Origin of the sequence: Shewanella waksmanii ATCC BAA-643, from assembly GCF_000518805.1 — a bacterium.
GTDB classification, from domain to species: domain Bacteria; phylum Pseudomonadota; class Gammaproteobacteria; order Enterobacterales; family Shewanellaceae; genus Shewanella; species Shewanella waksmanii.
In genome coordinates this window covers 1-12,747 of the sequence record NZ_JAEH01000023.1, presented here as the reverse complement: position 1 = coordinate 12,747, position 12,747 = coordinate 1, and the positions used below count along the sequence as shown (strand labels likewise).

12 protein-coding genes and 1 rRNA gene are annotated in these 12,747 nt (G+C 43.6%); 9 read left to right on the top strand and 4 right to left on the bottom strand.

The annotated features are described in order from the left end of the window. Positions 1-9: 9 nt before the first annotated feature. The 3 genes from pdhR to ampD all read right to left on the bottom strand — a co-directional run bounded on the left by pdhR (position 10) and on the right by ampD (position 2,700). Complete coding sequence (gene pdhR / locus L865_RS0111220; protein ID WP_028773325.1) at positions 10-762, bottom strand: pyruvate dehydrogenase complex transcriptional repressor PdhR; 753 nt, start codon at positions 760-762, stop codon at positions 10-12. A 251-nt stretch (positions 763-1,013) separates the two neighbouring features. After that, positions 1,014-1,865: a beta-lactamase regulator AmpE gene (gene ampE / locus L865_RS0111215; RefSeq protein ID WP_028773324.1), complete on the bottom strand. Its 852-nt coding sequence runs from the start codon at positions 1,863-1,865 to the stop codon at positions 1,014-1,016. Between the two features lie 277 nt (positions 1,866-2,142). After that, positions 2,143-2,700, bottom strand: coding sequence for a 1,6-anhydro-N-acetylmuramyl-L-alanine amidase AmpD (gene ampD, locus L865_RS0111210; protein WP_425423629.1), 558 nt, complete (start codon positions 2,698-2,700; stop codon positions 2,143-2,145). 316 nt (positions 2,701-3,016) lie between these two features. Here ampD and nadC point away from each other — a divergent pair, with 316 nt between their 5' ends. The 9 genes from nadC (at position 3,017) to mutT (ending at position 11,474) form a co-directional block, all read left to right on the top strand. Then, positions 3,017-3,901: a carboxylating nicotinate-nucleotide diphosphorylase gene (nadC, locus tag L865_RS0111205; RefSeq protein ID WP_028773322.1), complete on the top strand. Its 885-nt coding sequence runs from the start codon at positions 3,017-3,019 to the stop codon at positions 3,899-3,901. Positions 3,902-4,883: 982 nt separating this feature from the next. Then, complete coding sequence (locus tag L865_RS26065) at positions 4,884-5,297, top strand: type IV pilin protein (RefSeq protein ID WP_028773320.1); 414 nt, start codon at positions 4,884-4,886, stop codon at positions 5,295-5,297. 97 nt (positions 5,298-5,394) lie between these two features. Then, on the top strand, positions 5,395-7,101 hold the full coding sequence (pilB, locus tag L865_RS0111190) for a type IV-A pilus assembly ATPase PilB (protein ID WP_028773319.1): 1,707 nt from the start codon (positions 5,395-5,397) through the stop codon (positions 7,099-7,101). Positions 7,102-7,164: 63 nt separating this feature from the next. Next, positions 7,165-8,421: a type II secretion system F family protein gene (locus L865_RS0111185; protein ID WP_028773318.1), complete on the top strand. Its 1,257-nt coding sequence runs from the start codon at positions 7,165-7,167 to the stop codon at positions 8,419-8,421. Positions 8,422-8,535: 114 nt separating this feature from the next. Then, positions 8,536-9,459, top strand: coding sequence for a prepilin peptidase (locus tag L865_RS0111180; protein ID WP_028773317.1), 924 nt, complete (start codon positions 8,536-8,538; stop codon positions 9,457-9,459). A 9-nt stretch (positions 9,460-9,468) separates the two neighbouring features. Then, a complete protein-coding gene (gene coaE / locus L865_RS0111175; RefSeq protein ID WP_028773316.1) occupies positions 9,469-10,077 on the top strand; it encodes a dephospho-CoA kinase in 609 nt (202 codons plus the stop codon). A gap of 1 nt (position 10,078) precedes the next feature. Further along, positions 10,079-10,813, top strand: a complete 735-nt coding sequence (gene zapD, locus L865_RS0111170; protein ID WP_028773315.1) for a cell division protein ZapD — start codon at positions 10,079-10,081, stop codon at positions 10,811-10,813. A gap of 50 nt (positions 10,814-10,863) precedes the next feature. Then, positions 10,864-11,082 carry a DNA gyrase inhibitor YacG gene (gene yacG / locus L865_RS0111165; RefSeq protein WP_028773314.1) on the top strand — a complete coding sequence of 73 codons (219 nt, stop codon included), beginning with the start codon at positions 10,864-10,866 and terminating at the stop codon, positions 11,080-11,082. After that, entirely contained in the window at positions 11,079-11,474 is a 396-nt protein-coding gene (gene mutT, locus L865_RS0111160; protein WP_028773313.1) for an 8-oxo-dGTP diphosphatase MutT, read from the top strand. Before yacG ends, mutT begins: the two co-directional genes overlap by 4 nt. Before the next feature lie 1,151 nt (positions 11,475-12,625). On the opposite strand, the gene rrf is transcribed toward mutT, so the two are convergent. Beyond that, positions 12,626-12,741: ribosomal RNA gene (gene rrf, locus L865_RS0111155) — 5S ribosomal RNA — on the bottom strand. Positions 12,742-12,747: the final 6 nt, after the last annotated feature.

The following is a 12,747-nucleotide window of genomic DNA, read 5'->3' as shown; positions in this document are numbered from 1 at the left end:
CTTAATGGCTTAAACACCGCTTTTTAATCGGCGCAGACTACGCTGCAACCTACTGTCTTCTTCCCGAACCGCCAGCATCACTTCTTCAATGTAACTTAAGTGTTCATTGGAGGCTTCGCGTGCAGCGTCTGGATCACGGCGTACAATCGCTGCCAATAAAGCTCGGCGATGGTCATTGGCCATGGTGGAGGCATCATCTCGACGACTTAGCAACTCCAAGTTCTGCGCCACGTTTTTATGCAGCACAGGTGATAAACTCAATACAAGGTGAAGCATGGCAACATTGTGTGAGGCCTCGGCAACTGCACGATAAAAACGTACAATCGCGGCAGCCTGTTCTTCAATCTCGGTTGCAGCTTCAACTTCTAAGATTTTTTGTTTGATATTTTGCATATCTGCGTCAGTACCGCGCAGCGCAGCAAAATAAGCCATCATTCCCTCAGTGGCATGACGGAATTCCAATAAGTCATATTGGCTTTCAGAATCGCTATGCATTAACTCAACAATGGGATCGGCTAAGCTTTGCCATAGCTGCTCTTTAACATAGGTACCACCGCCTTGACGACGCAGGAGTAAACCTTTTGCTTCGAGCTTTTGGATCGCTTCACGTAATGAAGGACGAGAGACTTCAAACTGGAGTGCCAGTTCACGCTCTGGAGGTAACTTCTGACCAGGCTGCAAACTACCTTCTAATATCATCTGCTCCAGTTGGTTCATAATGACATCAGAAATCTTTGGCTGGTTAATTTTGCTATAAGCCATATGGCCCTCAGCTCCTATTGTAAATTGGTCTTACCAATTTAATTGACTGAGCGCACTTTATCAAATCACATTTCGCTTGTCTAGTTTGTGATCTGCTTCATGTAAACTCACAATCTGTGAGGATAGCTGAATTTATTTCCAAAGGGGTCTGACCATTGCACCTAAAAATGGTTTTAAGCCAATTTAAGTGCAATATCCTGCTGGCAAGCTTAAAGCAAGCATGTTGATATGATTCGGACCGGCATTTATTGTTATGCCACTACACCGAATATTGTCAATAACGACAATACCGTCACTAACAGAATAAAGTTGCGTTTACTGAGCAGTAATAAGCTAAGCGTCGACTGCACACAAACCGGTGCATTTGAAGTTTCTGAAGTCGGTTCAGCCGCTGATGCTACTTGGGTAATAATCGTTTTAGCACTCGTACGCCAATTGAGTGCATGTCGGCGCCACACACCATTAGCACTTGAGAATTGCCCACTTAACACATAACCAAATGCAAATAATCGACTTGGCAACCAATCTAATATGGTTAATAGTTTGGCTACCATAGGTAGAGGCTCATCTTTTAGCTTGGCAGTATCAGCAAAGTAGCGCACAGTACAATAAAATACGGCACCCGCTGGACCTAAGAAGATTAGAAACAATGCCACCACACCGTAAAATCGATAATTAATCCACGCCACAGTTTGACCGACTTTTGCCCCTAAATCTTTTTCGGAAACCGCTTCAAGAGATTCGTAAGGATCAAGAGAGTCAGCAAAATGATAACAGGCTTGGCGATCACCACGACAAGCAGCCTGCATATACTGCTTAAACACTTTGCGTTGACTTAAGTGGCTAAAGCACAATATCGCGACTACAACCCAAATAAGCAGGCTGACAAAGCCAAACATCATTCCCATAACAGCCCAACTAAGTACTTGCACCGCTAACGCAGGAAAAATCAGTGCCAGTGCCATCATCACATCTGACTTAAGCTGTTTATGGCCAAAAAGCTGTTTAGTATAAAGCGCGAGAATCGACTCAAACTGCCACGCAGCTGGCAGCAGTTTTAATCGCTCAACCATAATGGCAATCAATAACGAAAATAACGCCATACCGCCTAATCCTTATTTTAGGTCAATCAACATTGACAGTTTACGGCTAATCTAGCAGATCAACAAAACTATTTTATGACAACCACTTGCCTTAACTGGCATCAAGTGCCGCAATCGGTGCACTTACACCAAAAACACCTCGAAATCGATGCTATGTCACTTTTCATTGCCATAAGCATAGTTAACAACACGGCGATATCATAGGCAGAGGGATCGCTAAACTAACAATTAGTCAATCACACTTGCCTGATATCATAAACAGCTAAGTCCTGGGTGTTTATAAGCTGCTAATGTCAGCCAGGTAACGCGGCCAATCAAAACTTTCACCAGGGTCTGTCTTTCGCCCCGGGGCAATATCACAGTGTCCAACCACCTTAGAAGCATCAAGCTCAGGATAATATTCGAATAAGGCGAAGCTTAACTTCGCTAGCTGCTGGTATTGCACCTCTTCATAAGCTTGTGTGTCAGTCCCCTCAAGCTCAATACCAATGGCAAAATCATTACAACCTGTACGACCTTTATACTCTGAAACACCGGCGTGCCAAGCACGATCATCACAACTGACATACTGCACAATTTCGCCATCACGACGAATAAGAAAATGAGCGGACACTTGCAGCCCAGCTAGGTCGGTAAAACTGGTGTCAGCTTCGACATCCAAACAGCCTTGAAATAGCTGATCAATGTGCGGTAACCCAAAACATCCTGCCGGCAAACTAATATTATGGATAACCAACAAGCTAACTTCTTTATTGGGGCGGTGATTAAAATGAGGCGAGATACAACGCCGACTTGATTGCATCCAACCTTGATTAATTAACATCTTTGCCGACATAACTTCCGTTCCATACTCTAATTAATAGGTTGCGAAGTAATCACTAACCCGCTTATACGTTCATCTCAAAAGAGCGCTGTAGCTGTAACCCAAGGCCTATTTGTTCAGCGCTTTAAATCAACCATTTTCGCTTAAGTCACGATCAACCATCTAAGCAAACACTGATGCAACTATTCTGCGTGATATATAGCAAAGAAGCACCTGCTTTTTTGCCATCGAATTTGCTACCATAAATAAAAGAACTAGCACTCCTGGTCAGCCATTTTCACCAAATAGACCACCATGGAGTATATGCATTTTGCAGAGGATAACTGAGATGCTAGAAAATGATATTCGACTCGCTGTTAAAACCGCTTTAGAAGAAGACTTAGGTTACAGTGCTGATGCCAACTTAAGTAGTAGCGACAAATTAAAGGCCGATATAACCGCACAGCTTATTCCTGCTGATAAATATGCAAGTGCAAGCTTGATCACCCGTGAAGATGGGGTTTTTTGTGGCAAAGCATGGGCTGAGCAAGTCTTTAATCAATTAGGTGGCGATGTGGCTTTGCACTGGCATGTCGATGACGGCGACTTATTAGTCGCTAATCAAGTGCTCTGTGAGCTATCAGGTCCCGCACAAGCCATCTTAACGGGCGAGCGCACAGCAATGAACTTTATTCAAACGCTGTCGGGAGTCGCTACGCTAACTAAGCACTATGTTGACCATATCGCTGATACCCACACTAAGCTACTCGATACCCGCAAAACTATTCCGGGATTACGCACTGCACAAAAGTACGCTGTCACCTGCGGCGGCGGTAAAAACCATCGTATTGGTTTGTTTGATGCCTTTTTAATTAAAGAAAATCACATTATGGCTGCAGGCTCTATTGCCAATGCCGTTAATGCTGCACGGCAATTAGATAACACTAAACCCGTTGAAGTAGAAGTGGAGAGCATCGCCGAGCTTAAGCAAGCCATTGAAGCAGGCAGTGATATCGTCATGCTCGACAACTTTGATGTCACTATGATGCTCGACGCTGTTGAACTCAACCAAAGCTTCGAGGCCGCACAACAGGTCAAACTAGAAGTGTCTGGTAATGTCACTATAGATACCATTAATGACTTTGCCAAAACTGGGGTCGACTATATCTCTGTAGGCGCGTTAACTAAACACGTAAAAGCCCTCGACTTGTCGCTACGTTTAAAGTCTGAGTAATCACGGCGATGCCGATACAACTTAGTTGACACGTTTTGTTGTAAATTAATAAGGCTGCGATTCAGCATGAAATGCAGCCTTGATATTTTTGGCCGTTTAAAAGAACAAACCATTAACCGCAAGTAAGCGTTACATCAAGCGCTCTCAAACTGTAGCAATCCTCCCACCCAATCATACGTCACAAACCGTTAACACATTATTTAGCATAGTCATCTACAGGCGATATTTTAAACAGCAAATTATCGCCTGAATATTGACACATAGAGCATATTTGCCAGTAAAACGATCACTGCCATTAAAATGTTAGAACTTTTTTAACATTTTAAAGCAAGTTTTAGACAAATTTACTAATAAATTAATACTTTGTTGCTTTTCGGTGTTCCATTTACATTAACTTTGTACTAACTTTGAACCTAGGCGAGATGGCCATTTCGGCCAACTCACCATGAAGGTAGACAGTTGTACTTTCATCAATAAGGAATGCTGATAGGGCTGATTACATTACTTTAACAATAATAATCGTAATGACATCATCAGTTCTGTTACAGGTAAAAGCAATTAAGCCGCTTTTAGCAAAAGGCAGTCCAATGTGCCCTGGCAGATAAGGAAGCTTCAATAGCCCTATAACAGCCAACACTAGATGAATTAACCCATTGGTGCAGTTTGCCGAAAAGAACAAGGTCATCGATGTAGCAAGCCAATATAAATGGGGCGCTACAAACTGTATTGCAGGCTCGAGCAACTTTGTTGAACCATGGCTTTAAGAAGCAAAAGTTTTTAAAGCCACAAATTATTTACTATAGTTATTTGATAGCGATAGCGACACAGCCCAAGGACAATCAGGCAGGAGCCACCTAGTCATACCATACAACAATGGTAGCTAGACTAGCGAAAACTTGGATTTACAAGTGATACAGCATCTATCATTTGCATAACCAGGTGAAAAGTTGAGTCAACATACTGTCATACGGAGAGAGATAGCATGAAAGGTATTCAATTAAACAAGCAAATGAACAACGCTAAGGGTTTCACCCTTATTGAATTGATGATCGTAGTAGCGATTATCGGTATTTTGGCAGCGGTAGCTTTGCCTGCTTACCGTGATTATGTAACCTCAGCAAGTGGTGGCTCGGCTATGAAAGCCGTGAGTGCAGTTACCGCTACTGCATCAGCCTGTGTCTCATCTGGGATTGCATGTGATACTGTGAATTCCAATGTGGCTATTGTTACTGGAACAGCCGGAGCATTTGCTATCGGTACAGGTGGTGACATTGCAGTGACTAATGATCAATGTACAGTAACCGGAACAGTGGCGGATGATGGCGAGGTCAGCTATGCTGCTGTTGGTGTAGACTCTACTGATGATGCTCTTTGTGCTGAAGGCGCTGGCACCTAATTGAGCAAAAAAGAATAATGAAATTTGTCAACCTTGCCGAGGTAATAGTTATGGCTTGGTTGGCAAATGAAGTTTAATCTCGCGAAGAGAACTGTCGATGCCCACTAGCGGTTTACATTTAGGTTTATCAACATTATTCATTCGTAAGAAATTACTTAGCGAAGAACAGATTGCAACTGCTATCGCTAAATCTCGCCACTCTAAACTCTCTTTAGTGTCTACCATTGTCAATGAAAAACTGATATCTGCTCGTGCTATTGCTGAACTGTGTTATGAAGAATACGGCACCCCGCTGCTCGATCTCGATGAGTTTGATGTGCACAGTATTCCGGAAGATTTCCTCAATAAGAAGCTCATAGAGAAACATAAGTGTTTACCGCTGTTCAAACGCGGCAATCGTTTATACATCGGTACCTCCGATCCCACCAATATTGCAGCGCTAGAGGATTTTCAGTTTAGTGCAGGTCTACATGCTGAAGCCATATTAGTTGAAGATGACAAGCTAAGTTCCGCGCTGGAAAAAGTACTTGAAGAAGATATCAGTGCGCTGGATTTAGACGGCATTGATGATGCTTCTCTTGCCGATATTGAAGTCACCGATACCGATAAACGAGAGGACGATCAAAAAGCCGATAGTGACGATGCTCCCATCGTTATTTATATCAATAAAATCCTTACCGATGCCATTCGTAAGGGTGCATCTGATCTGCATTTTGAGCCCTACGAAAAACGTTATCGTATCCGTTTCCGCATTGATGGTATTTTACATGAGGTTTCAGAACCCCCTGTTAATTTAAGTGGCCGAATTTCAGCCCGCTTAAAGGTAATGTCAAAACTCGATATTGCTGAACGCCGGGTGCCGCAAGATGGCCGCATTAAAATGAAACTATCGCGCACTAAGTCTATCGATTTTCGTGTCAGCACCTTGCCCACAATCTGGGGCGAGAAAATTGTAATGCGTATTTTGGACTCCTCTTCTGCGCAGCTTGGTATTGAAAAACTAGGCTATGAGGACGACCAACGCACATTGTATGAAGAGATGCTAGCCAAGCCACAAGGGATGATATTAGTTACTGGGCCAACAGGTTCAGGTAAAACAGTTTCACTCTATACTGGACTAAATATCCTCAATACCGAAGCACGTAATATCTCTACCGCCGAAGATCCGGTCGAAATTAACTTAGAAGGTGTCAATCAGGTCCATATTAATTTGAAAGCGGGTCTTACCTTCGCATCTGCGTTGCGCTCTTTTTTACGTCAAGATCCAGATGTAGTGATGGTCGGTGAAATCCGTGATTTAGAAACTGCTGAAATAGCCATTAAGGCCGCACAAACTGGTCATTTAGTGCTCTCCACGCTGCACACTAATTCAGCTTCAGAAACGTTAACTCGTTTGGTTAATATGGGCGTGCCGGGATATAACATTGCCAGCTCAGTTAACTTAATTATTGCTCAGCGTCTGGCTCGTAGACTTTGCCCTGAATGTAAACAAGCCGAAGATGTGCCAGAGCATGAGCTTAAAGCGCTAGGGTTTAATGATGCGCAAATCAGTGAAGGCTTTACTATATTTAAGCCTAAAGGTTGCGATCATTGCTCGGGTGGCTACAAAGGGCGAGTCGGTATATACGAAGTAATGAGAATGTCAGATGAAATTGCCCGTACCATTATGGAGGGCGGTAACTCTCTGCAAATAGCCAATCAAGCGAAAGATCAAGGTATGCGTGACCTACGTGATTCTGGCCTGCTAAAAGTCATTCACGGCGTCACCAGTATTGCAGAAATCAACCGAGTCACCAGCTTCTAATAAACAATTGTATTAAAAGACTTAGCATATTTAGCACTAGATAAATAATTTCAAGGACTTATCATGGCGACTGCAACCGCAATAAAAAAATCAAAAAAAGCCGCCAAAAACCAACCTAAAGTAGTCACCTATGAGTGGAAAGGTACCAACCGCGACGGCAAGAAAACCTCGGGTGAGCTACGTGGAACAACTGTTGCAGAAATAAAAAGTCAGCTCAAATCCCAAGGGGTCAACCCTAAACTAGTTCGCAAGAAAGCCAGTCCGCTATTTAAACTAGGCGATCCTAAGATCTCTGCAATGGATATCGCAATGATTACCCGTCAAATTGCGACTATGCTAGCTGCGGGTGTACCACTGGTGACCACTATTGAGATGCTCGGTCGTGGCCATGAAAAAGTTAAAATGCGTGAACTATTAGCAACTATTCTTAACGAAGTGCAAGCGGGTATTCCATTATCGGATGCACTTCGCCCTCACAGGCAATATTTTGATGACCTTTATGTTGATTTGGTGGCAGCGGGCGAACACTCTGGTTCGCTCGATGCAGTATTTGATCGTATTGCTACTTATCGAGAAAAAGCTGAAGCACTAAAATCAAAAATTAAAAAGGCGATGTTTTACCCAGCTGCCGTGGTGATGGTAGCAGTTGGTGTAACTACATTATTGCTGCTGTTCGTAGTACCACAGTTTGAGGAAATTTTTGCAGGATTTGGCGCTGAGCTACCAGCCTTCACTCAATTAGTTATTAAAATTTCCGAATGGCTTCAAGCCTCTTGGTATATCTTTTTAGCCGCTATTATTGTTGGGGTGTTTTTGTTTGTCCGCACACACCGCAACTCGCAGAAATTTCGCGACCAAATTGATACCTTGGTATTAAAAATACCCGCTGTAGGTCCCATACTACATAAAGCTGCCATGGCCCGATTTGCTCGCACATTGGCTACAACTTTTGCAGCAGGTGTACCTTTAATTGAGGGGTTAGAGTCTGCAGCGGGTGCATCAGGCAACTATATTTATCGCAGTGCTTTACTCAAAGTTCGTGAAGAGGTAATGGCTGGAATGCAGATGAATGTCGCCATGCGAACCACTGGGATATTTCCGGACATGCTAATTCAAATGGTAATGATTGGTGAAGAGTCAGGCGGTCTCGATGAAATGCTCAACAAAGTCGCTAATATTTACGAAATGCAAGTCGATGATGCCGTAGATGGCCTCTCTAGCCTGATTGAGCCGATAATGATGGTTGTTATTGGTACGCTGGTTGGCGGCTTGATTGTTGCTATGTATTTACCTATCTTCCAAATGGGTAAGATTGTGTAGCAAGGCAAATATCGAACTATCGGCTTAAAGTGGATATTTGTCGGATTAACATCCGCTGAATAATGATATATTAGCTTTGCTCGCTTCGTTTATAGACAAATAGAATAACTAAATATGACTGCGCTACTTTCCGAATTCCAATCAACCATGCTTGAACTGCCATGGCTGTTCGTCTCACTTGTCTTCATCTTTGCCGCCACTATCGGCAGCTTTCTTAATGTAGTCATACATCGCTTACCAGTGATGATGAAACGTGAATGGCAGCAAGAGTGTAATCAGTACCTTAATGAGTATCACCAAGAGCTCATTGCCCCGATTGCCAAGAAACTCGGTAAGCCGCTTGATAATTACCCTGAAAAATATAATTTGGTTGTCCCTGTTTCTGCCTGCCCAAAATGTAAAACCAATATTAAACCTTGGCACAATTTACCTATATTGGGTTGGCTACTGCTACAAGGAAAGTGCGCCAGTTGCGAGGCCTCTATTTCAGCCCGTTATCCAGTATTCGAATTGTTTACAGGAGCTATGGTGGCAACATTGGCTTGGCAATTTGGGCCAACCTTACAATTTGCAATGGCCGCACTACTTACTTTTGCTCTAGTCGCGCTAACAGGTATCGATCTAGATGAGATGCTATTGCCTGATCAAATCACTATGCCGCTGTTATGGCTTGGTTTAATCATCAACATTAATGGCTTGTTCACTCCATTGACCGACGCTTTAATAGGCGCTGTAGCTGGCTACTTAAGCCTCTGGAGTGTCTACTGGCTTTTTAAAATAGCGACCGGTAAAGAAGGTATGGGGTATGGTGACTTTAAACTCATGGCAGTGTTTGGCGCTTGGTTAGGTTGGCAAATGTTACCGCTGATCATCCTACTTTCTTCTCTAGTGGGCGCTATCGTCGGCATTATGCTAATCATTAACAATAAGTTGAATAGTGGCAATCCTATCCCTTTCGGTCCCTATATTGCGGCTGCAGGTTGGATAGCACTCCTATGGGGCGAACCTATCGTCAATGCATACCTTGCTAGTTTATAGGTGCGAGTTATGGATAAGTTAGTTATCGGCTTAACTGGCGGCATTGGCAGCGGCAAAACTACTGTAGCTAACCTTTTTGCGGCTAAAGGTATTGAGCTAGTTGATGCTGATGTTGTGGCTCGTGAAGTCGTCGCTCCAAATACTCAAGGCCTTAAGCAGATCGCCGCTCATTTTGGAAAAAAAGTGCTATTAAGCAACGGAGAATTAGACAGAAAAGCATTAAGAGAATTGGTTTTCAACCATCCTGATGAGCGACTGTGGTTAAATGAGCTGCTACACCCAATTATACGCAGTGAAATGCTACAGCAACTAAAAAAAACACACTCTGACTATGCTATTTTAGTCGTGCCCTTGCTATTTGAAAACGGTTTAGATAGGTTAGTCCATTACACTTTACTGGTTGATATTTCACCAGAAGAACAAACTAAGCGCGTGATTGACAGGGATATGGTTAGCGCTGAGCAAGTTAAAAATATAATAGGCAGTCAAGCTTCTCGGGCTGAAAAACTGTCAAAAGCTGATGATGTCATCGACAATCATGGAACCCAATCGGCATTAATAAAACAAGTAGATAGACTACATCAAAAATACTTAAAACTAGCCGAAAACCATAAATGACATGACCCAATTAACCTACGAACAGCCGCTAAATGAAAAAACTCGTAGTTATTTGCGATTAGAATACCTAGCCCAGCAGCTAGAGGCTAATCTTGCCCATGATCATCAGCACCGCTGTTTTTATCCCCTTTTTTCATTATGCGAACTTACTGAACGTTGCGACTATCGCAGTGAAATAATTAAAGACATCGATAAGCAGTTAATCAGTTTGTCCAAATGGCTTTCGTTACCGCATATTGATGCAGACAAAGCAGATGACTATATCCTTAGGCTTAAGTTAGCAAGAGAGCGATTGCTTAGTTGCAACCGACCAGGTCAAACACTTAAACAAAATCGATTTTTGTCCGCACTGAGACAGCGCTTTAATATGCCCGGAGCTTGCTGTAATTTTGATTTACCACAGCTACACTATTGGCTAGCAAAGCCGTGGGAAATACGCCAACAAGAATATGCCGCCTGGTCTACGACTTTCGACTGTTTGCTCACTCCAATAAAACTCCTATTAGAATTAACTCGGCAAACCACGCAATATCATCAGGCAACTGCTGAAGCAGGGTTCTATCAGGGTGATAGCCCGCAGGCACTATCTCTTATTAGAGTAAAGATAGATGCTCAGCAAGGTTGTTACCCCACTATTAGCGGGCACAAAAACCGTTATGCAATCCATTTTGTTCAATTTGAACAACAAAAACATTCTGATCAAGCAATCGAGTTTCAATTGGCAACCTGCGGTTAAAGTCAGTACCATACTCACCTCAATTTAAATAACCGTTTGGGATTGCTGCTATGCCAACACAAGTTAACTGTCCTACTTGTGACAAGCTCGTTTTATGGACTGCCGAGTCAAAATTTAAGCCATTTTGTAGTGACCGCTGTAAATTGATTGATTTAGGTGATTGGGCTGCAGAGAAACATACCATTCCAGTAAAGCCAGAATTCGATCCTGAAGCCTTAGATACCCTAGGATATGATGAAGCGGACTTCTTTAAGGATGAAAAAGAATGAAGCGCATCCACGTTGCTGTTGCCGTTATTCTCAATGAACACAAACAGATACTTATCGCCAAAAGACATGCTCACCTGCATCAAGGTGGGAAGTGGGAATTCCCTGGTGGAAAAGTAGAGCAGGAAGAAAGCACCGAGCAAGCACTTAGCAGGGAAATCAATGAAGAGATTAATATCTACATCAACGGCTCAACGCCCCTAATGACGATTTCCCATGATTATAGCGATAAACAAGTACTGCTAGATATTCACACCGTTACTGACTTTACTGGCACTCCTGAGGGCCGTGAAGGACAATTGATACAATGGGTCAGCGTCGATGCACTAGCAAGCATTGACTTCCCTGATGCCAATCAACCAATCGTCGCCAAGCTGGAACAACTTCTCGGCTAGCACAGCCCCGATGGCAGAAATAACTTAGATAATAAGAAGCAGCGTTTACGTACTCACACTTCGTTGCTAGCTCCCACTAATACCACCTATGAACACTCAACGTTAACTAGGTGGTAGCCGGTGATGACCGCTTCAGACTCTGGGTGATGCATCGCATCCACTTGCTTAAGTGAATAAGCCACCTTATATAATACTGGCTCATTCGAGCCATTCGCTAGCCTATTTCACTATGCGCCAAACGCAACTCCTCTCAATCCTACCCATAGCATTCGAGAATAAGTAATTGCTCAGTTAATTTAACGCCTGGAAATGACCTACTCTCATAGTTCGCGCAGCGAACACATAGGGGTGAAGAAGCCCTGCTTTGGATGCATCGCATTCAAGGGCTTTGAAGCGCGAGTAACTTGTTACGAAGCTGGAGGCGAGGCACACGGCCTTTCCTTGGCATCCATGCCATCAAGGCATTTGTTAGTCCTAAACATCAGATTTTCCGAATGCCAGAAGCGCATGGACGCAGTTTCTGGCCAAGCTCAGCGACGGGGTGACGTAGTGAGTCGTTCTTTTAGCGCAGTGCATATACGAAAAAAGCCCTAGCGTATTCTGCTAAGGCTTTTTCGTGTATTAGGCGTCTGGAAATGGCCAGCTGCGCTAAAGCTCCGCGCTCATAAGCACATCGCTACCGCGATACTCGCCCTACTCCACATGGGTATTGAGCCTCACTACGTTCGGACTTTTTACTTCCCCATGTTCGAGTGTCATTTCAAAACCCGTTAAACGAAAAAATCCCCAACACAAAGTGCTGGGGATTTATCGTTACTGTTTTGTGTTCACTTTTCTAAAAAGTGAAAACCAAGGTGGCGTCTGGAAATGACCTACTCTCGTAGTTCGCGCAGCGAACACATGGGGGCGAAGAAGCCCTGCTTTGGATGCAGCGCATTCAAGGGCTTAGTAGCGCGAGTAACTTGTTACGAAGCTGGAGAGCCCGCTCAGCGGTGGGGTGACGTAGGGAGTAGACATTGCACACACGTGCTTAAGTGGATAAGCCACCTGATAGAAATACTGGCTCATTCGAGCCATTAACTCGCCTATTTCACTATGCTCCAAACGCAAAAAAGCCACCTTAATAAGGTGGCTTCTTCACTTAAATAGGCGTCTGGAAATGACCTACTCTCACATGGGGAGACCCCACACTACCATCGGCGCAATTGCGTTTCACTTCTGAGTTCGGGATGGGATCAGGTGGGACCACAATGCTATGGTTTCCAGACAAATT